Below are 22362 nucleotides of genomic sequence, written 5' to 3'. Positions count from 1 at the left end.
TGGCATAGGGTCACCTCTCAGACTTACATTCATATGTTGAAGTTATGAATCATACCCGCGCAAATCGCATAAATATAAGGATTTATCAAAAAACGTGATGAAAATCACAAGCACTTAATACGCCGTAGAGGCATTGCGGTTACCCTGATTCAGGCCGTTAACCTGGGTGGTCAGTCTGCTGGAGATCTGAAGGCCGGCAGCATCGTCTTTGGCAGAATTAATTCTCAGACCTGAAGAGAGTCTCTGGTACGTGGTAGTCAGCTGATTCTGAACATTATTCAGATATCTACGGCCGTTAAGCGAGCTTACATTGGTATTTACGTATACTGCCATTGTGATGTCCTTTAGAGAGAAACTGTGCATATTGTGCCGGCACGGTGGCAGCCCGGCACTGTACTACTGTGCTTAACGTGTGCCTCAGACAAATATTCAGCCAGAACTCACTACCATCACGTCGACACGCCTTAAAGTCGCCACTTTGCATCAGATTTCGTTTCATGTACGCATGTTCTCTGACTGCTCTTGCATATGGGGCGGCAGCTATCCCTGTTTATATGCTGTTTACAACTTGTTTATACGACCACCTTGTGCAGCCGTCATTTTTTGTCTTTTGTTACAGTGATTAATGTAACTTCATGAATAGATACACACTGGACAAAGATTTTAGTATCCACAGGGCGCAAAGCTCATGCTACAGCCATTTGCGATTGTGCTTGAGCCATAACCAGAGAGAGAAATTTTTTCGTTTGCAAATGCAGATCTGGCCGTACTCCTGTTGTTGATTACCGTTCCCCCTAAACTGCCTGATTGTCCGACACGGATGAAAAAAAGCCCGGACATTGCTGTCCGGGCCGGTTCATACTTAGAGGAGAAATCTTAACACCTGCTTTCAGAGCTCAGGCTGTAACGGGCTTTTGCGATGTTCAGCACCTCGGCCCCTTTGACTGCATGCTCCTGATTGCAAGCTCGTGGCTGTGTGCTCATGATTGCAAGCTCGTGGCTGTGTGCTCATGATTGCATACTCCTGACTGCAGGCTCGTGACTGAGTGATCATGATTGCGTGCTCCTGTGCTGCTGCATGTTCAGGCTGAGAATCAGTGCGCAGCTGGAAACAGCAGTGCTGGCTGCGCTTATGCAGCAGCTGCAGGTGCAGCTGCAGGTGCTAATCAATGGCGTCAGCCGCGTGGGTGGTTGCAGCCACTGCCGTCAACATTGAAGTAGGCAATACTCTCGCGCAGGGAGTGCAGGGCCTTTACTGTCTTATCAATGATGCTCTGGGTGTTCTGGGCTTCGTTGTTGGCGTTCTGAGCCAGGTCAGAGATGTCGTGAATGTGCAGGGAGATCTCGTTGGTAGCGGCAGTCTGCTCTTCGGCAGCTGAGGCTATCTGGGTAATCTGCATGTTGACCTGATCGATGTGCTCGAGCATGTCGTGCATGGTGCTCTCTACCTCGGCAGTTTCCTGACTGGTGCTTTCCATGCTGGAGACTGATCCGTTGATGGACTCGGCTGCAGCTGCGGCATCACGCTGGATGTCGGCCACCATGCCTGCAATTTCCTGAGTAGAGGCGCTGGTACGGCTGGCAAGGGCACGCACCTCATCGGCTACCACAGCAAATCCGCGACCGGCCTCACCGGCACGGGCCGCCTCAATGGCGGCATTAAGAGCCAGCAGATTGGTCTGCGCTGCGATTTCCTCGATGGTATTTACAATGGAGTTAATGTCCAGAGAACGTCTGGCAACCTTCTCAACGGCTATGGAGTTGTTATGGATTTCCTTGCTCTGGACGCGGATAGCTTCAATGGTCTTCTGGATAGAGGCTACACCGCCATCAATAATATGCTTGGTGGACTTGGACAGGTGGGAGGCGTCCTCACAGTTCTTGGCAATGTCCTGTGTTGTGGACAGCATCTGCTCTGAGGCAGCTGATACGGTAATGCTCTTGCCCTCGCAATCGCTTACTTTCTCGGCAATATTCTGGGAGAGGTTGATGACATCATGCAGGGCGTGCTCAGTAATGCGGGAGTTTTCCTGAACCTGGTTGAGGGCCTTATTGAGATTGTCACGCATTTCCCTGATCTGACCGATTACGGCGCCAAAGTCATCATCGTAGTGACCGGCAATCTCAAAGACAAAGTTGCCCTTACACATCTCATTAAAGAAGTTGCGCTGACGTCTGACGCAGTGAGCAATATAGGAGCAGATAATCCAGGAGAGGGTAACGCCTATTACTACCGCACCGATGGCAATACCAAGACATACCCAGACAAGGCGCATGTCAGCGGCGGCACGGGACAGCTTTACTACCAGACGTTCCTGCATTTCAGAGATCTTGATGCAGGTACTGAAGATATCAGCAACGCCTGGACGGACATTACGCAGATAGTGCAGCAGGGCGGCATTTTTGTCTTTCTGGATAATATCTGTATTGCTCTTGAACAGATCCATGAGTTTGTCAGAATTATTCTTGATGTGCTGTACCATGGATGCATATTCAGGGGTGGACTGCAGACTGCCTATGCGGTTGGGATTAAGATTGGCAGAAGCCATGACGATTGAACGCAGGGCGTTTTCAGTACGGGCACGGTACTGGGTGTAGTTGGCCGGAGCACCTGGGCCGTCACTTAAATAGGACAATGACACATTGTCCATGGCTCGTACTTCAATCTGCAGCTTGCTGATCTTGGCAGCTGAGCGGCCCAGAATAACGGAAATGTCCTCGGCAGCACGGGAGCTGCTGTAGACAGCCCAGCAGGATACTGCGGACACAGCAATAATCATGGAAATCAGTGTTGCTGACAGTATGATGAGCTTGGCCTTGCTGCTAAGGTCGTAAAACCACTTCTTCATCTCAAACCTCGCTTGAATATATTGGGGCAAGCTGGCTGCTAATGGATCAAACTGCATGTAGCCATTTATGCAGAGATTTATATTGATGAAAGTTAAGGTTTACGAACTGTGCTCAGCTGAGCTGTCTCACAGGTATATGCCATGGACATGCCGTCACCTGAAGGGCTCAGAGCCAGCTGCTGTATAGACGAGGCTGGGCTCACGTCCGGTTGCAGGTTAATGTCCGGGCACCGTATCAGACTGGCCTGGCTCGTGTCCGGGCTCCGTATCAGACTGGCCGGGCTCGTGTCCGGGCACGGTTTCAGCCTGGCTGGGCTCAGGGCCGTGTAGCATATCAGCGCAGCAGTCCGCTGTCGGCACTCAATCATGGACGGTACCAGCGGCGCATTGCCTGGGCAGGCGCCCGCTCAGCACCAGAACTCATTAAGACAATACAGCACTATACAGCAAGGCACTGACAGCCCTGGGTACAGCCGCTGGACCTTCCCTGATATCTGGCCCCATCCCAGCCCCTGTTAAACGCGTGGCTGTGTCCAAAACGTACAGGCTCTGGTGGCAATGGGATACTGCCTTGCGGCAAGCCGTGGCTGTGATAAGACACCGCCCGCATACAAGGCCCTGTCTTTGGCACCGCCATCCATTCGGGCAGGTGTGCCCTGATACTGGGACATTGTCTTATTAGATCAGGGCTTAATACCTTAATAAGGCTAACAGCAGCGCCGGGACTGAGCGCCCATTACTTGAGGTGCTTACCGGTCATACGGCACAGCACAAAATAAAGGCAGGAAGTGGCAGGAGGGAGACTGTCCGGCAGTTATGAGGGATTTCACGCCGTTGGGGGCGCATAGCCACAAAGAGCCGGGACATCATTCCTGATATTTTGCTCAGAGGTCTGTGACAGGCACATCATGTCCAGTCCGAGAGCCGGTCCTGGGACACAGGGGAACGGACTGTACCTTACCTCAGGTCTGAGCAACATATCAGGACGCAGATACACCAGGGACAGGACAGCACCTCATGGACCTGTAAAGTCAATGAGTAAAGCCGCCTCCTGGGGCAACTGTTTTGCCAGGCAGCATGCACAGTATGCTCCCCTGACTTAAAACCTTTCTGTTGTGCTTATGATGCCTGTCAGGTGCAGGGCGCCCGCTCATCTGTTGTGAGCGCAATGCCATGTCGTGCCTGCAGGTCTCTTTTAACTTTCACCATTAAGCCCGGCGCGTTGCACAGCGCCGCAGCAGTCACCAAAGTTGGAACTTTCCTGTCCATTGGTGGACAGGGTAAGATTCTGAGTCTCTGTCTGATACCAGGTGATGGACCTTGCAGATCTGTCCCGTGGTCATAACCATGTGACAGGCAGTCTCAGGCTTTGTGCCTTTAAGGTGACTCCCGGGTGCCGGCTGCGCGGATGTATGTTCGCGCCGCCCTCCGGGCTCGAGGATAAACATCTGTAGGTTGCAAAGCTGCCCTGCCTGACAGCACAGGCGCCGCCAGGCAGATACAGCTTTGGAACAAATGGCTGACTACAGCATGCACGTATGCCGGATATACCAGCATGGGCATGCTCAACAGCTCAATGCATGTGCATAAGCTTAAATTAAGCTCACTGCATAACCTGCTGCCCGGGCAAATAAGCGTCTGCAGCCACAGCTTTCAGGAGAGTTCCTGAAAACAGCCTGACATTAACAGAGGCACAGGCCCCATGGGTCAGTAAGCTGCCAGTTTCAGGCTCATAAAATTCAGACAACAGCAGTCTGCACTGCAGGCCATGGGCAACAGCGCAAGATCATACAGTCCGTGGGAAGTCAAAGGACAGGGGAGAAAATGGAGAGATGCCAGAAGTCTCAGCTGTCCTTATGTTTACCTGTAGTGATGTCCGGATACTCCGGGCTCCTGAGGTATGTTTGTTTCTTGCAGGACAGTATGACCACTGTGACCATGGTGAGCCTGGGTCAATTTGCTTCGGCACTGTTCAACAGCCAGCTGGCTGTTAAAGAGGAGTGCAGCGAACTGGAGGACCACATTTATTAAGTCCGTCCAGCATTGCTAAGATATTCTATTTCTGGACGATTCGCCATGCTTGCATTTAATTTTATGTGATTTGTATCGCATAAATTGCTCAGTTTTTCCTGCCTTTTTACTCTCTCATAACCACGAAACGTGCGATATACAGGCCGTTTACACCACTTTGGCAGTAAATTTCATGCTCTTAAATTTTGTGAAAAAAATATTTTTCCGGGAGCACACTTCTCCTGTGTGACAAGCAACATGGTCTCTTCTTGCTGTCATCTGAGCAGACACCATGGCCAGTCATGCGGCATCTTGCCCAGTGCCCTGACAACCATCAGTAAATTGCTCAAGGGCTGACTTCAGGCTCTTAGCCATAATGCCCCGCCTGGCTGCTACTGATATGCCTGCCTCCATAACCTGACGCAGGTCGTCTACCTGCAGGGGGCGACCCTGGCCACAGTCACATCGCACTACAGCCTAAAGTCCTGTGACCGGCAGCTGAACTGAATTCACACCTGGCTGGACAGTGCTCAGCTCCCCTGAAAGCCCCTGCCCTGGTTAAGCAAACCTGGGATGCTGCCTTTGCCATGATGCCCCGCCTTGCCGGTAACCGGCAGCTTTCCCTTCACAACAGGACTGAGGTCAATTCCCGCCCATGGCCTAAGTCCCAGATAAAGCCCTACTACTGAGGCACACCAGCCATAATGTCCGTCATTACCTGTCTCAGGTGCTCCCCTACATGTCATAGCTCAGGCACTGCCTCTACCCCAATACCCACCATGTAAAGTCCCCTGAGCGCTCCCACCTCGGTAAGCTCATCTGTCCTGATCAGCTGTCAGCTCATCCCACGTGTTACCTGCTTTTGCTGCACGGCTCACAAACATCGGCTCTGAGCACGTTTAAGGCGAATAAAAAATGCACCTGCAAAACAGATTAAGAGAAATCGTGCTATGTTTTCATCCACAATAACCCGGGACTGATGTCCGAGCATGCAGGGCCTAAATAAAAGGCTCTGGCAGGCTCCGTGCCTGCTCCAGCTGTCAGCTCATGGCCACTATGGACGCCATAGAGCCCTTACCGGCCTGGCATCAAATCGTAACCCCGCCCTGGCGGCAGCTTACGCTTACAGCCCTGCAGTCCAGCCTCCCGTAAGAGCTGGCCAGCAGCTCAGCTGCCCTGACGCTCATCAGCCATGAGACTATGACATACGCCAGAAACTGCAGTCTCCTGCACGGCTCATGGCGGTGAGCCTGCCTGAATCAGCACCAGTCCGTGGCCAGCCCCGGTCATAGGCTCAATGGCAGGCTCATGGTACAGATGTCACGCCAGCGCCGCTGGTACAGGCATCCTGAATGGTTCTTGGGGCCATGCAGCAATGGGTTATTAAGGTCAACCACTGAAAGACAATAAAGGAACAATCACCATGCTTACCATGAAAGAAGCACTGATCAGCTGTGCTCATACCAATACCTGTAATGCCTCAGGAAGGGCCAGCCGATCAGAGTTCTGGTGGTTTGCGCTGTGCTGCCTGATATGCACCCCGATTCTGGCCTTTATTACTGTTATTCCTCTCTTTGGCATCTTCATGTGCGTGATGATGTCCCTGCCTTTAATGTGGATGCTGTTGCTGGCCTTTATCCGCCGCCTGCATGATCTCAACAAAAGTGCCCTGCACCTGCTCATTATGCTTGCTCCTCTGGGCCTGCTCATTCAGTTCACCAAAAACCATATTGTCTCCCCGGCCTCAGTGGACTATGTCTCCACCCCAATCTATGTGCTGGCAGTTGCAGCCCATCTGTATATGCTCTATCTGGCCGTAAAGCCGGGCATCGCCGGTCCTAACCGCTATGGTCCTGATCCTCTTGCTGTTGCTGCTACCGCCCGCGCCGCTGCTGCCGCCCGCGACAGCGAACACGGAGCCGCCCCGGCTGCCCCTTCTGCTGCAGCCCCGGCAACACCAGCTGCTCAAGCCCCATCGGCATCTGTCTCAACTCCAGCCTCTGAAGCCCCTGCTGAGCATCCCGACATGAGCGCCGCACCTGCCGAGGGCAACTCCAGTAATGCCGCCCCGGCAGCTGCCTCCAGCCAGGACAAGGCCTAGCCCCGTTCAAGGCACACCACAGGGCGCCATACGGCTCACTGACTTCCCGGCTGCACCTCTGTCAGGCTCCAGGGCAGCCGCGACTGACTGTCAGACCTGCACCTCATGCAAAGGCTCCGTATTGTGAACCGCAAGCAGGCAGGTACTCATATTTCAGGTTATGTATCAGCTTCAGGCACATGATGATACCGCTCATGCAGGATAACCAGTCGAATGACCAGCATGACGCCGGCCTGATATCCTGCCTGGTTAAGCTGCAGTTGCAGGACACCTTGTGTTCGCCGGGTGGCGTAATAGCGAGCAGGCACCAGGGGATTATCCTTAACTGCAGGACTTAACTGACAGTCTGCATGCCTTAGCCTTTAACTTTCTGCTCCCGTCACTGATACGCTGAAAGACCGGGCCCATAGTACAGCAGGCACAGGAACTTACAGGGGCCCAGACATGAGCGCGCCGCGAGCTGATAAGTAAGTTAAAGACCATGACACCAGGCATTCAGACATGAAAAAGCACCCGTAAAGGGTGCTTTTTTCGTTTGGGCTCTTCAATTGCTGGTTTGCAGGCTCAGCGTGCCGGTCTTTTGCTTTCCAGGTCAAAGCCCAACATGAACTCAGTGCTTCTCATCAGTTGAGCAGATAAAGCAGGGAGGAGGGTACAGTGAGGAGGGTTTGGCAATGCCTGTTCACCAGCCCCGTCTTGGCGCAGCCACATTACAAACACACAGTTGCCTTTATGGGGTTTACGGTAGTACCCAGTCTCGCCACCACCGGATAAGCTGTTTTCCCGGACCTCGTGACAATAGCGTTTTGAAAATTTACTCACTGCCTGTCCTTGTCCCGCCGGGCCATGCTGCGTCATTCTGTATGCCTGACCACTCTGTCTTTCCTCATAGTGTCTGTCGGTCTGCCTGTCTGTCTTTCTGCATGCTGTCTTCCTGCCTCCCTGTCTGGTTTTGGGGAAAATATCATCACCACAGTCCCGGAGTAAGACAGAGCTTTGAATGTATTCATCCGGGGCACAGTCTTCCACTCAGTCAGCTGTGGCCTCCAGCCAGAATCATCAGAGTCACTGTGCCTCAGGTTTCTCACTTTTGGCCGTTCCCCACCTGTCCTGACGCCTCAGAGTCACAGTGGCCAGGGCCTCTCACATTGCGCTTTACCTCACTTGTACTGAGGTCTCACTGTAGCAGTAGCCAAAGGGCATATCAGACAGCACCGTACCTGCCAGTCCTTGCCACTAACAGCCGCCCCCTTTGAGCGCCCGCGCCAGCCTCACTCCTGTACGTCCTGGCTGTCAGAGACAGCGCCGTATCTGGCTGTCCCTGCCGCTCACAGCCGCCCCACCAGCTTCACCGGCCAATACTGGCTAAACAGTAAGTTATTGCGTCCACTGTCCTCCTGTGCAGGTCTGCAGCGCAGCCCCTTTGAGCACCTGCGCCAGCCTCACTCCTGTGCTTACTGGCAATAAGAGGCAGTGCTGTACGGCGTTCGTGGCCCGTTCGGTCCGCCTGTGCAGGGCTGTACAGCGCAGCACGCCACTTTGTGTGAAGCGCGATCTGCGTGTGAAGTGCGGTGCCGTGATGTGAGGATCCATGCAGCGCTGTGTGGATTCGTGGCGCCATGTGATAAACGCTGTTTCAGAGCGCTACTGCCGGAGCACCTTGTTCGTACTGCTGGTACCTGTGCGGTGCGACCGGACCAGCGGTCTCTGTGCAGCACAGCCTGACCTGACTGGGGCATTGTGGTGCGACCGGAGCGTCGGTACCTGTGCAGTTCAGCCAGACCTGACTGGGGCATTGCGGTGCAGGCGGAGTTGACCAGGGCAGTGCGGCGTGGCCTTTGTGCGGGGATCAAAAAAGGCGTAACTGACAAAGCAGCTACGCCTTTGGTTTCTTAATACTAAGGGATACGGCTGACCGTGGGGATGTCTTTTGCAACTGCTCCCTGCAGTCAACCTGAATCTTGGTTTTGGCCTGCGCAGCGCCTTACTGCCCGGCTGCCACGGTGTCATGAGACCGGCTGTTATGCTCTGTGCCGCCCCTGACAGGGTCTGTATCATGACAGCGATATCAGACCGTGAGCCAGTTGCACGGCGTTACAGTGTCCGGGCCGGCAAGCCCGTGATACTGGCAGGGACGCCCATGCGGCACGGCCCTGCTGCAGGTCAGTACTGACTGGTACCTTAAGTCTTTGAAGTGCGGAAGAAGGAAAGGGCTTCCTGAAGACCCTTTAACTCCTCAAGGGTTGAGGCAATGCAGTCATTCTGCATGGAGGCCTGGGAGGTCATCTCAGTTGATGCGGTAGTTACGTTCTGAGCATTGGCAGAAATCTCACCTGTGGCTGTGGTCTGCTCTTCAGCAGAGGTGGCGATCTGGGTGATCTGGCTGTTGAGCTCAACTACATGGCTGGTGATGTCGTTTAAGAGATTCTCCAGCTCCTTGGCATCATTGGCTACGTTATCCATATTCTCTACGGAGTTGGTAATGGATACCGAGGCAGACTCAGCGTATTCCTGAATGGTCTTGACCATTTCATTAATTTCCTGAGTAGACTTGGCAGTTCTGATGGCAAGGTTACGTACTTCGTCAGCTACCACGGCAAAGCCACGGCCGGCCTCACCTGAACGGGCAGCCTCAATGGCGGCGTTCAGAGCCAGCAGGTTGGTCTGGGCGGCAATGTCGTCAATGGCAGAGACGATCATGGAAATGTCACGGCTCTTGGCAGCCAGCAGCTCAATCTTGGCTGAGTTGTCCTTGGTGTTGGCAACCTGCTGCTGAACGTTGTCAAAGGCGCGCTTGACCACGGTAACACCGTTGGAGGTAATCTCACGGCAGACATCGGAGCCATGGGCTGCAGTCTCACAGTTGCGGGCAATGTCGGCAGTAGTGGATACCATTTCGTCAGAGGCGGCAGCCACGGTCATGGCCTGGGACTCAACGTCATCGGTAGAGCGGGAAATAATCTGGGAGGACTGACGTACACGCTCGAGCTCATGATCAAGCTTGTGTACCTCATCCTTGGTCATATTGATGATCTTGCTTACTGAAATATTGAGCTTGTTGAGGGCCTCAAGAGCATGGCCGAACTCATCATGGTTTTGGACCTCGGAAAGACGGGAGAAGTCACCGCCAGACATACGGTCAATCTGATCAATAGCGGCACGGACCTGACGGGCAATATAGGTGGCAATACAAAGAGCTATACTGATACCGGCAATAAAGCCAATGACAGCCAGGGAAGTAACAATATATATATTCTTTGGATTGGCACTCTCATCAGCCAGCTTCATGGTGTAGGCAGTCTGAATGCGGGTTACCTTGCCGGCCAGAGCTACGGAGTCAATCCACAGTGGCAGGGAATCCATGGTGTAGACGTCAAGAGCGGTATCAGCCTTGTCAGTCTTGAGCAGCGGGGCCACTTTGGTGCGCAGATGGGTGGTAAACTTCTTTACGGCTGCCTGCAGGGCCTGAACAGTTTCAACATACTGTCTGGTTGGTACGGCGTTGGTCTGCAGCACGTCTACAGAATTTTCATAGCGCTTTAAGATAGTCTCATACTGGGTATAGAACAGGCCAGGATTGTAGGTAGGCTCCATGTCGTTAATGCCACGGCAGAAGTTCACGTTGGTATCACGGGCTACTTCCTGAACAGTCTGAACACGGGTGAAGGCATTGGCAAGAATTTCGTCAATGTTCTGAGCGGCGATGCGGGAATTATTCAGAGCCATCAGAGATACTGACATTACAAGGAAATTGATAAAGATAACGATCAGAAATCCTACAAGGATTTTGAATCGGGTACTAGCATTAAGAAACACGTGAAACATGATGTATCAGCACTTCTTCTTTCCTGAGTACCGGGAATACGGTGCAACAGCTCAACTGTCCGTTTAGCTCAGGTCAGGCACAGACTGCTGTGCCAGGCAGGGATAAACAACTACAGACGGCCTGATAACAGGCATCCCGATTACTTTGCTCTGAACGCATGCCTCCATGACAATATGCAGTACAGCCCTGCTGACAGCAAACCCGCTGACCACAGGACAAAGCCTCAGAGCGCATGGTCTCACAAGGACAAATCCCACAGCAGGCTGCACGCAGCACAAATGCTGACCTCCATACTGACCTCATGGCGTGTGACAGGGCAGACAGGCAGGTAAAGTGCTCTCCTTACAAAAAGACAGCCAGTATACGGATAAAGCGCATACAGTCCTGCCGCTAAAACAAAGCAGCAACTGCAGGGACAGTTCCGTAAGGCGTGCATTGAAACATAGCCGATTTGTCGGCACTGCCAGGCAGCACAGTACAAATCACAAAGCACAAAGCATGTAGTCAGGCACGGACAGCAACCGTGCTGACTGCTTTCATTATAAGGCAGGGTCAGTGGAAAAACTAAACAATCCTTTTTGCACAAAGGATCTGCGGCCTCAAAACGTGCACCAGAACACATTAATGCAATTTAACAGTGCCCTTCCTGTTATTTTGTTCACGGCAACTTTTGCAAATATTTAAGTTAAAAAAAATCCCATATATGAGCCGTTTTCCGCAATATTCGCAAATATGACAGCGTCCATCCAGGCAAATGTACTTAAAATACCAGTTGCGCATTACTCAATCACTTGTCAGACAACCATCTCCTCCATAACAGGCAAATTCTGCTTCCAACACTATCGCGCCGCATATCATCACTCATAAGTGACTGCCGGACATACAGCGATAGATACCGATATCATCTGGCACGGACATTTATTTCAATCAGAAAAAAATTTTCCACCCGGATCATACTGTCGCCCCTCCGCTACCACCAGCCGGCACCTCTGAAAAAACAAGGCCAGAACAACACCGCTCACTGGCCAAAACAGACCACCCACTGCCCCACCCCCATCACATAGTGGGAGCGCACAGCCCAATCCCCTCCATCAGGGCCGACATATCAGCATCATAGGTACTAAACCTTGATGGCGGGCTCAGTCGCAGCCCTTTGAGATGTCAGTTCAATACCGCAAAAATGATAAGCCTCAGAATCCCCTGCATACAGCCACGACATCAGACATATAGTGCAGCAAGGCCATGACCGGTCGCACAGTAAGTACACAAGGGGCTTATGCTCAGAGAGCCATGAGTACAGCCCCGTAAGTGCTCAGCAGCAGACCCCTGATACATGGTTACAGACAGGGGGAATACGGCCGCACGTCCAGACTACAGTTAAGACGTGGTTCTTTCCTTATGACCAGGACAGCAAGAAAGACAGCCAGCATAGCTCAGTCCTGAGGTCACTGTTGCCCTTTTGCAAGTTCAGGCTGACCATAGCCTTTGAGAAGTGATGGCTGGAGCAGGAGATGTGGTTTTGGCCTTTGCATAAGGCCTAATGTCCTGAACGATTGGCCCATCAGGCTACCCTTACTCATGGCAGAAACTGATAGATGGGAAACGTGGAGAGGTATGGTTTTGGCCTTTGCTGATGGGCCGTATGGCTTGGACGGCGTGCCCCTAATACTACTGATTCCCTGGTCAGAAATAGGAAGGCTGGAGCCGTGGGCAGGTTGTGCCGGGGCCTTTGCTAATGGGCCGAAGGGGCTGATGCCCGAGTCATGAGGTCACTGTTGCCCTTTGGCTCAGGATGGTGGACTGGAGCTGTGTGGCAGGTGGGGTTTTTGCCTTTGCATAAGGCTGGATGGCCTGGACGGCGTGCCCCTCTTGCTGCTGTTACCACTGGGCGGAAACCGGTAGATGGGAAACGTAGAGAGCTGGGGCCAGGGGCTTTGCTGAGGGGCCGGATGGCCCGCAGGCCCGAATCCAGGTTTTTATGCGCAGCTGGCTATGGCTGGCTGACGGGCGGCTGGTTATGCGCATTGGCGGTGGCAAGGTCAACATGGTACGAGGCACATGCCAGAGAATGCTGACATGGAGATATGGGGCGGAGCTGCTTTGCTTCCTGGCATGATCATCCAGCATGGCTGCCAGTAATGGGCGGCTGCTCCCTGGATGTGTGGCCTTGCTGCCGGTTGTGGCGTGGATTCTCTTTGTCTCCTGGCTCTCTTTGACGCCGGGCTGAGGCGCTATGCGCATTGTTAAGCCCATGGGACAGTACCTGCAGGCTGTCAGACCTGACCTTGGCTGTAACCTGCACAAGGGGACGAGTCAGTTCAGGGGGCTGTCGGGGTCATAGCCCATAAGGTAAGTACCGGCCGGGCAGATCTGTTTTAGTTTGCGGGCAAAGATCAGCTCAGAACGTGAAGGCTCGCTTCCCTTGATGGAACGCACCCAGCGATCCATACGGGGAAAGCACTGTGTCAGCCAGTAAGGCAGGGGACGCAAGCACAGCAGCCTGTGGGCTGACAGTATACTGTCCATACGAGAGCGCACTGTGGCTCTGTCTGTCAGGGTCTGCGTACTGACTGTCTCCATAGCATCTGCTGACGCGCCTGCTGGGGCTGCCCCTGATTTCTCCGCCATCTCTTCTGCTGCGGCTGATGCTGATGCTGATACTGATGTCTGCACAGCCGCTGCCTGCTCAAGGGCGGCAGGATGGGCGCTCTGCCTGCGCTGATGGTCTGTGCAGGGGCAGTACAGCTGCTGTTTAAGATGTTGTGCAAGCTCACAGCCGCAGGTAAAGTCCCATTTAACTGTCTGCCACCACTGAGGCAGCTGACTGCCAAGGTCAGAAGCTTCCTTAAATAATACGCAGGCGTAGTGAGCCAAAACGGCAGCCAGTTCTGACCAGGCCCGGTCGCAGCTGTCGTGGCCCGCTGCAGCGTCCTGGTCCTTTGAAGTAACACTTAAAGCTCCTGAGTACGCATGCCGGGCTGATGGCGCGGCGGCAGCGGTGCGGCCTGCAGTTTGACCAGGACCTGCATTGCTCTGACCTGCACGCTCAGGGGCACTGCACTCCAAAGTCGCAACAGGACCTGCTCTGGAGCTGGCGCAGGCGCGCCCCTGGACAGATACAGGCCTAATAGCGATCTTGCCTGTAACAGACAGAGCTCCGGCATCTGCACCTGCAGCAGCAGCTGGTGTATCTGCTGCACGTACAGCTGCAATATGCACAGCTGCACCAGATTCACCAGCGGCTGTGCTCAGAGCTGACATGGCTCCACTGCTGTCCCCTGTCAGGTATGGGCCAGAGGCCCAGCCGCTGTCAGGGGACGGTTGCCGGTCGGACAGGGAGCGAAAGTGAGGCTGGCCGCTTATTGTCTTTGTCTGGTACCTGCAGAGAGCCAATGACTTGCCTGACCTGACGCCCTTGTGCCGATGGCCGGCCGGGCGGCCACCATGAGTCGCACAATGGTCAGCATAGGGCGCGCGGCTGCCAGAGTAAGCTGCGCTGAACCTGACTGGTGAGGCAGGGGCATGTGGATTAGCCGCAGCCACAGCTGCGCTGCGCTGGTGGTCAGGACGACTGTCTGAGGCGCACACAGTGGAGCTGAGCAGCACTGCAAGGTTAATCAGACGGCACAGGGCTGCATCAAGGGCCCGGATTCGGGCAGTAACCTCCAGCACCTGATCCTGACGTCCACTCTGGCTCAGTTTTCCTCGAGAGTACTCAATACAGGCAGCCATGATGATATCGTTTAAATAGACTCCGCCCAGAGCACAGGCATGAGCAAGAGAATCCATGGTCAGGGCAATGGTCCTGACATCGCAGGTAAGTGCCGGGCTTTCAGCTGTGCCGTCTCTGACAGCTGTGTCAGCACTGACAGCCCTGCCAGCTGTGCCACCCCTGTTACCTCTGCCAGCTGTGCCACCAGTGTCACTCATTTCGGCCCTGTAATCCGTACCACTGTGTTCTGCAACTGACGCTGCCTCAGATTGTGATTGAGCTTCTGGTCCTGATAGCGCCTGTTCCGGGGATAAGGTGAGCGCAGCTGCCCTGGCTGATTGTTCAAGGGAAGCGACTGTGAGCCGGGAGGCAGCGGTACGCTGTTGTGCAACAGCGCGCTGGTATGAAGCGGTGCGCCGGGGCGCAGCTGTCTTTCGTAAAGGGTACTGTGGGACAGGGCGGGAAGGACGGTCCTGGAGAGGATCACTTGCAGGCACGGTCTGCGGCGGCAGGAGTTTTTGCAGCAGCTTATCAGGGGAGAAATTTGCGCTTTGCGCCAGTTCATTAATATGGGCAAAAGAAATACTGCTCAGCAGCTCCAGCACGCTGTGAGTATTTAGATCTTTGAGGATGGCAGGCACAAGGTAAGGCCGTTTCAAAGGCTGTTCCAGAGGTGCTCCTTATTAAGCAGAGGCAGCTTGCACCTGTCAGTGTACAGGCTGAAGCGCAAGCTCGGATAACAGCTAACCTGGCACAGGTATCAGCTCACATGGTGCAGGTATCAGCCCACAAGGCTGTGCACAGGCGCAGGAGGTAAGGATCTGCATGGCGCAGGGCAGGTCGTTCATTCAGGCTGGAAGGCATACGGGGAGCACGCCACGAACCGGTCCCTAAATGCATAGCCGGTCAGAGCCGTAAGGCAGTTGCAGCATTGCCCGGCAGGGTCGCTCAAAGCGCACTATCCTCCGAAAATACTCGTCAACAGCTGGGCATCAGACAGACATCAAAGGGATATGGGCCTGCAGAAAACAATGAGCATACAGCGCGCAATGAGACCACATCCGGATATGTGCCTGCACTGGGATATTTGCCTGCAACTGGCCCTGTGCTCGAGTTTGCGCGTACTGAGCCAGTCCGTCTCTGCATGTCAGTCCTCCCCTGGTCGGGTACAGCATAACAGCCGGGGCCGGGTGCAGCATGGGGCTGCAGGAGCTCCGGTGCTGAGCATGACCGTACTTTCGTCTGAGCATACGGTAATGACAGTACTGGCTGATGCTGTCTGGGGACAGCAGCGGTTGTCCTGTGGGTAAAGAGCCCATATGAACTGTGCTGCCTTGCAGCCATGGAGCTGCTGTGCTCACCTGGTGCCTGCTGCTGCGCACAGTCATAAGCCTGTGGACACAGGCTTATGGGCAGCACTTGCTTATGGGCAGAACTTGCAGTTGGGGAGAGTATGGGTAATGATGCTCACGCTGCCATGGGGCGGGGCGGCAATGGACGGGGCATGCATGGCCTTGACAGCCGCCGGGGAAGGGCGGCTGCCTGGCTTCATGGCTGCCTGGGTCGGACTGCTGTCAGGCACATCAGTGAGCGCAGTGACTGGTGCAGTGGCAGCGTTGGACAGACAGGCCGGACAGCAGTTGCTCATGCCAGGCGACAGGGCATATCCGGTGGCTCAATCAGGTCATGAGCATGTGAAACTGAGTCTGTTCAGAGAATCTGGGCCAGTTTTATCAAATCTTTGATCCCGGGAGCCATATAGTGCAGGCTGTCAACTACATATTCCTTGTCAAGACCCTCTATGAAGGCGTCGAGCAATGCATCTCCTGTGTAAGGACACATCAGGGTTTTGGCGCTGACTTCTTTGAACCTTCTGAGCAGATTACGCTTCATGCCAGGTGCAGCTGCAATTGAATTCCTTTTAAGGAAGAACTGCTGCTCATACAGTGCCGCAATAACCTCCGCTGGAAGTTTAAAATGCGCAAGCTTAATGCTTACCATACGCAGCTTTTCGAGCATTCTGGCACCTGTTTCAAGCTCAGGACGGGCAAGCATCTCTTCACATTGCTCCTTCATCCCCTGTACGGAAAAATCATACTGATAATCAGGATTTTCAGCCCTTCTTGCAATGATGTACTTGCACTGCCTGAGGGCATAAATATCAGCAGCCGGATACTTGAGCTCAGGTACCTTCCACCACTGCGGCAGATTCTCCTCAAGAAGATAATGGGCTTCATTGATTCGTGCCTGAAACATGGCCAGCACACGGTAAAGGTAAAGCTGCCCCACAGTCATGGCCTCTCCCTTGTGTTTTAAGATAAACACCTGATCTAACATAATATCCATGGCTTTCTGGATATTGTTAAGGGCAACCAGACGGGCAGCAGTATTAAGAAAGATCTCTTCCTGCTCAGGGGTTTTGATCTTCTTTCTTGCAATCAGAGCACCGGCAGTAACCATTCTGACGTCGAAGATCTGTCCGTACTTTGGCATTGGTGTTTTGACAAATCTGATAAAAGGAATGTACCTGTCCATCTCTTCTTTGAAGAAATTGATGACCGGCTCGTGGAAGTCATCAGGCACAGGAACTCCGGCAAGCAAAGGTACCAGCTCCAAATCGGTGTCTGTTTTCATGCTGCGGAACACCTCAAAATCAGGATGACTGTAAGCAGCCTCGACTTTATCCAGCACAGTAAGAACATCTAAGCTCTCCACTTGAGCAAGACATTGCTCCACTGAACTCATGTTTTTCTCCAAAATTAAAGTTTTTCACAAAAGGCCACGCAGGCACACTTCCCAGCCGCCGGCCGCCAGCCAATGGCGGCGGATGCGGCTGCAGCAGCGACAGCAGCTGTAATTCAGGCCGTCTGACAGTCATTGACAAGGTCTTTGATGCAGATATGCCAGCACTCTGCTGCCCGAACTTTATGCAGCCCTGCCTGCACTCTGCTGCCCGGACTTCATGCAGCCCTGTCTGCAATCTCCGGCCTGGTCTTTCATGTCGACCTCCCCGAACTCTTCAATTAAGTTCTCAGTGCAGCAGTCCGTGCAGACGGCCTGCAGGGTAGCTGATGGTATGTGGGACAACATTTCAAGGCAACACTCTTGTCTCTGCAGACTCAGAGCCGCTCTGGAACCTGCACAGTAGAGGATGAAAGAGGGCAGCGCTTATTGTGTCGACATAAAGCTACAGGAGCAGGAGGCTGTAAAGCACAGTCTGCCACTGACCAGTCAATGGAACATGGCGCACAGCTGTAAGCTGGCCGTAACCATAGCATTTGTTGCCCGGCAATGCCCTGCATGCCCATGCAGCGACCGCAGGCGCAGATGCAAATGCGGCCGCAGATGCAAATGCAGGGGCAGGGCCAGGCGCCTCAGTTTGCGCAGCTGCTTGCTGGGCCGCCTCAATGGCTGCTTCTTCACTGTCAGGTAAGGTGTTTACGTACTGGTCAGGGGCTTACCGGCACAATCTGGGCAGGCAGGGGTGACAGTGCGGGACGGATGCCGGAGCGAAGTTCAGGCAAGCCATGGCACCAGGTTCAGGCAGTGGGGATGTAATCTCAGGCAGCTGCTCACCAGGGACAGCTGCCTGCAGGGCAGTATTATCACAGAGAAGTAAAGGTGGACAGGGAACTGGCACTGACTCAAATATGGGCTGCCGGGCTGGCTTACTGTAATGCATGAAATGCCCCGGCAAAGCCGTGAAAGCTGCCGGGGCTGTCCGGGCGGACCGGGTCGTCAGAGTCGTCCGAACCGTCAGAGCTGCCAGAGCCGTCAGAGCTGTCGGATGTTACATGTCATCAGGCCTGAGCAGGCCTGACCTGTGCTCTGATCGGTGCCCTGCCCTGCAGATCACATTATGAACTGATACTTGTCAAGGTGATGGAAGTACTCAAGAGTGGAGCAAAATTCCCCGAATGTATCAAGCTTCCTGCGATCGATGCTCTCGTCAGGCTCAATTGCAGGACTTTTCATATGAGTTTTCAGTCCTGGAACTGCATTTATTACATTCTCAGGCAGTTTGAGCCCGTACAGTGCTTCTATTTTGCTTTCGATGAGATCTTCATCAGTCATGGATCTTTTACCTTCCTTGATGAGGTCAAGGTAGTCACCGTACAATTTTGCAACGGAATGAGCCAGAACAATCTGAGGCTCGCTGTATTGTGACAATACAATCCTGACGCACGAAATCATGCAGAAAATATATGCATTAGTGGCAGAGAGCTCTGCCTCTGGCAATTTCCACCACTCTGGCAAATTATCCTCAAGCATTACCAGCTGCTCCAGAAGTCTTATCTGATATAAGGCCAGCACAGCTGAAAAATAATCATGACCTGTTGTCAGCTCAAGCTTCATGAGAGAGATTGCATGCTGTTTTATCAGTCTTTCCAGTACTGTCTGCATATTGGACATGAGCGTCAGAGCACTGACTGTTTCGAAAAATTGCACCTCCTGCCTGGCATCTTTAATACTGCCATTTGCAATCAGACCGGCAGCCATCACCAGTCGGGCTGCGATTATCGAAGCAGAGAAATGTGAGCTGTTCTGGAGCATGAATCTGACAGAGAACTGTTTGCCAAATAAATCTCGTGTGGCAGCCATAACCTTGCTGCCATCATCAGGCAGGGGGACGCCAAGTATTTCGGCCATGGTCTGATGGCTCAAATCATACACTTTACCGTCACGCTCACTGAGCGCGGCATATTCAGGATGGAGCATGGCCTCCTGCAGTTTAAGCACCACTGTGTCAGTGTCAAAACCTTTCACTTCTGCCTGGCATTGATCAATTGAACTCATATCTAATCCTTCAAAAATGGAGGATTGGAAAATCCCCCAAAAAATACTTACCTTCAAATTCTGGAAAGCAAAATAAACCAGTCAAAACTCCTGGCACGGCCCAGGACTGATACCTGTCGTCCTGAACACTGCAGCAGAGCCTCATCACCTCAGTATCACAGCGCCCTCAAGGCCTCTGCACGACGACGTCAACCATTATGCACAAAACTGGCAATACCATGCAGTGCCGTTCAGCACGCAGCACAATGCAGTGCATGCCAGTGCTGTGCACGGCCGCGCGGTTCAGTGAGTGCATATCAGTGACGGAAAACATCCGCATGATGCCCAAGGATGCCACAGTCTGCACAGGGCTGCACCATGCCCATTCAGGCCAGTGCAGCTGTGCCAGTGGCATCATGCTTTTCAAACCGGCCTTGCCTGCCTGCCCGCACCTGCATAAGACTGACATCCGGCCAAAGAGCAAGTGCTCATAGCTGAGCATGAACATCACAACAGGATTTGCTGAGCCTGTCAAAGCCCTGCAACCATGAACCGGTCATGAGCGGCAGGGCTGAGCAGGTCGTGGACCTGCAGGCAAGAACCGGTAAGACTGGCCAGGCTGAGCAGGTTAAAGACTGGATGGGCTGGCAAAGGTGGTATTGCTGATGGATATCAGGCACAGGACCGTGGCCGTGCCAGGACCTGTGCCATGGCGCGGGGCAGGGAGCGGCCAGGGATGAGTACAGCCCCTGAGATGTGGCTGGAACCAGTGATGGGGCTGTGATCCTGCCTGTGCCCCTGGCTATATACGGTGCCGGGACTGCTCTGGTCTGTTATTTTTGGCTGCCCAGGCTCTTGCCCATATAGCAGGTGCCTTTGCCAAGGTGGCTCTTTATGAGCTCTACCAGAGCACGTTTGACATTCCTGTTGGTTGCCAGAGGCAGCTTTTTAACCCACTTGTTCATACCAGGTACGGCCCCCACCAGAGCTGGTGGCAAATCGATCCTCCTGAGGGCGTCAAAGTACTTCAGGCCTACTGCCTGTGTCACTCTGCAGGTGTCAGTAAAAAAGAAGACCATTGAGATCATGTCCGGATCCATTGGACCCTCGACATCATAGATGATGGAGTGGCGCAGCTGATGCTCCATATCGCGGGCAAAAGGCTCAATATTCAGTCTGAACCTGCCTTCTGACCACCATGGCTCAAGGGACTTTTCAAATTCAACAAAGCCCTTTGAAATTACGGCAATAATAAAAAGGCAGGTAAGCTTGATGGCAGCACACTGTACTGTGCTCAGAGTCATATAATCATTGCCCTGGCGCAGCTTGCAGTAAATCTTGGCAAGACGGCTGATCACAAGGTCATAACGCTTAACCTGGTCAAGCACCTGACCGACAGTATTCATCCGCTCTTCAGTCTTGATTTTGCCGATATTGATGAGATAACAGGCCATCAGCACATGGGAATTTATATGACAGCCGCAGACGGCCAGGCTGTCAAGAGCAAGACTGGTAGTCTCCTGAGGAGGACACATGAAAAAGCCTCGGACACCACGAACCTCGTCCGCATTCTCAATCTCAGGTGCCTTGAAGAGCTCCATGATTTTGTGCGCAGCAATTATACCTGGTCCATTGTCATCGTCCTCATCGGCACTGACAGCAGCCTTACTGCCATCCTGCCCCTTCTGCCCCTCAGGTGCCTGTGCGGCCTCATCGGACGCAGCTGCCTCAGACGGGCGGGTCAGATTTTCAATGAACTCAGGACTGATGCCCTCAATCATGGACATAATCTGCTCTACATCAAGGCTGTCAGCATAAGTATCAAGGACCTTGAGAGTATCGGCATCATCCTTGTTACGATCGGCATAGTTCTCCCTGAGATTTTCTGCGGTACCAGAAATAAAGTTCTGAAGTTTGACCAGCTTTTCAATGTCGTTATTGCCCTTCATGCACGAAACTCCTGTACATTGGTAATAATAAATCTTATGTCTGCGACCGGCAGAGCAGTGCTGCCTGTCCCCTGAGCTGTAACGGTCAGCTGGGCGTACCCCAGGTCCGACCGCTGTCATGAAAATCTGTCCAGCCACGATGCCAGAGACCTGCAGACGCGCCGCCATGAACTGCCAGAACCGGACACGCAGCCTGCACCATTGCCTTGCCATGCCGCGCTCTGGCAGCCCCGGCTGGCCCCCAAACGGCCACCAGGCCCCACAGAAGCCTTGCCATGTTCCGCTCGGCAGCCTCCGCTGGCGCCATATCCGCGCCCCATTCTCTTGGGCAGCAATCTGCGGCCGCGCTCCTGCCAGTGGCTGTGGCTCTGCCCCTGACTGGTGCTCTGCCCCTCGCGACGGCTATTACTATGACTTTGGCTGTGGCTATGTCTCAAGCTGTTGTTCTGCCTCAGGCTGCGGCTTCGGGTAAGGCTCGCATCATGATCCTGAAAACGAAGTTACAGCCTGACGCTCAGGCCTGATCTTTCAAATCTCAGGCACCACATCGGTATTTTGCTCTCTCAGGCCGTACCCATGAAGTCTGAATCCTTACGACTGCGCATGCGCATTCGCCTGACCAAAACCCGCCCTGGCAAAAGCCAGTTCCGGCCCGGGCTCATTCTTACAATTTTGAGCTGGTTATAAGCTGCTGACAAGCTTTGATTATAGCAATGAGCTGGCTCTGATGCTTGTCTGTACGTCACTGTGTCCGGCAGCCAGCTTACGGGTTTGTCTCCAGGTATTGACCAGGGCACAGTGGCCTGGCACAAAACAGAGCATGCAGGAGACTGCGACTACGGCTGAACTTCCAGTGGGGCTGTTCGGCTTTTGGGAGAGCATGAATACTGTGGGCCGGGAACCTGCTGGCCATGCTGACTGCAGACCTGGGCGGCTGCAGGCCAAAGCCGCAACTGGCGACAGCCTGATGAGGACGCATACCCGGCACTACGAGGCACAGTATTCCCCACTTCCCGGGCCTGAACAGACTCAGGGCGGTCGCTGTGCGCTCTTTAGGTGCTGATTAAAGCACAGGGCATGAGCGATATGCGCGTCATTGTGACGGGCCTGGCTCTTTAGCTGACAGAGAACAATTTTAG

General features: G+C 53.6%; 8 protein-coding genes and 1 pseudogene. 2 read left to right on the top strand and 7 right to left on the bottom strand.

Translation table 11 applies throughout. The annotated features are described in order from the left end of the window. Window positions 1-126 precede the first annotated feature (126 nt). Window positions 127-333: pseudogene (locus MXE39_RS06250) on the bottom strand (flagellin); the annotation flags it as partial. Window positions 334-1175: 842 nt separating this feature from the next. Beyond that, window positions 1176-2849: a methyl-accepting chemotaxis protein gene (locus tag MXE39_RS06245; protein ID WP_246977593.1), complete on the bottom strand. Its 1674-nt coding sequence runs from the start codon at window positions 2847-2849 to the stop codon at window positions 1176-1178. 3442 nt (window positions 2850-6291) lie between these two features. Here MXE39_RS06245 and MXE39_RS06240 point away from each other — a divergent pair. After that, window positions 6292-6960 carry a DUF805 domain-containing protein gene (locus MXE39_RS06240; protein WP_247073871.1) on the top strand — a complete coding sequence of 223 codons (669 nt, stop codon included), beginning with the start codon at window positions 6292-6294 and terminating at the stop codon, window positions 6958-6960. A 2181-nt stretch (window positions 6961-9141) separates the two neighbouring features. Here MXE39_RS06240 and MXE39_RS13080 read toward each other — a convergent pair. Both MXE39_RS13080 and MXE39_RS12955 read right to left on the bottom strand, forming a co-directional pair. Continuing rightward, window positions 9142-10776, bottom strand: coding sequence for a methyl-accepting chemotaxis protein (locus tag MXE39_RS13080; protein WP_247073869.1), 1635 nt, complete (start codon window positions 10774-10776; stop codon window positions 9142-9144). A 2323-nt stretch (window positions 10777-13099) separates the two neighbouring features. After that, window positions 13100-13234 carry a hypothetical protein gene (locus MXE39_RS12955; RefSeq protein ID WP_281503487.1) on the bottom strand — a complete coding sequence of 45 codons (135 nt, stop codon included), beginning with the start codon at window positions 13232-13234 and terminating at the stop codon, window positions 13100-13102. A gap of 1323 nt (window positions 13235-14557) precedes the next feature. Here MXE39_RS12955 and MXE39_RS06230 point away from each other — a divergent pair. Then, window positions 14558-14755 (top strand): hypothetical protein, encoded by a 198-nt coding sequence (locus MXE39_RS06230; RefSeq protein ID WP_246977596.1) that lies wholly within the window; start codon window positions 14558-14560, stop codon window positions 14753-14755. 1453 nt (window positions 14756-16208) lie between these two features. Here MXE39_RS06230 and MXE39_RS06225 read toward each other — a convergent pair. The 3 genes from MXE39_RS06225 to MXE39_RS06215 form a co-directional block, all read right to left on the bottom strand. Then, entirely contained in the window at window positions 16209-17213 is a 1005-nt protein-coding gene (locus MXE39_RS06225; protein WP_247073867.1) for a hypothetical protein, read from the bottom strand. Between the two features lie 1137 nt (window positions 17214-18350). Beyond that, window positions 18351-19352 carry a hypothetical protein gene (locus tag MXE39_RS06220; RefSeq protein ID WP_246977598.1) on the bottom strand — a complete coding sequence of 334 codons (1002 nt, stop codon included), beginning with the start codon at window positions 19350-19352 and terminating at the stop codon, window positions 18351-18353. 755 nt (window positions 19353-20107) lie between these two features. Beyond that, complete coding sequence (locus MXE39_RS06215; RefSeq protein WP_246977599.1) at window positions 20108-21223, bottom strand: hypothetical protein; 1116 nt, start codon at window positions 21221-21223, stop codon at window positions 20108-20110. Window positions 21224-22362 lie beyond the last annotated feature (1139 nt).

It is taken from the genome of Anaerobiospirillum sp. NML120511 (assembly GCF_023050955.1).
In the GTDB taxonomy this organism is placed as follows: Bacteria; Pseudomonadota; Gammaproteobacteria; order Enterobacterales; family Succinivibrionaceae; genus Anaerobiospirillum.
This window is presented reverse-complemented; position numbering and strand designations above follow the sequence as displayed.

Excerpts from the sequence above, each read along its gene's own strand:
- MXE39_RS06245 (WP_246977593.1), bottom strand. The coding sequence starts at position 2,849 with ATGAAGAAGTGGTTTTACGACCTTAGCAGCAAGGCCAAGCTCATCATA.
- MXE39_RS06240 (WP_247073871.1), top strand. The coding sequence starts at position 6,292 with ATGAAAGAAGCACTGATCAGCTGTGCTCATACCAATACCTGTAATGCC.
- MXE39_RS12955 (WP_281503487.1), bottom strand. The coding sequence starts at position 13,234 with ATGGATCGCTGGGTGCGTTCCATCAAGGGAAGCGAGCCTTCACGTTCT.
- MXE39_RS06230 (WP_246977596.1), top strand. The coding sequence starts at position 14,558 with ATGAGCAAGAGAATCCATGGTCAGGGCAATGGTCCTGACATCGCAGGT.
- MXE39_RS06215 (WP_246977599.1), bottom strand. The coding sequence starts at position 21,223 with ATGAAGGGCAATAACGACATTGAAAAGCTGGTCAAACTTCAGAACTTT.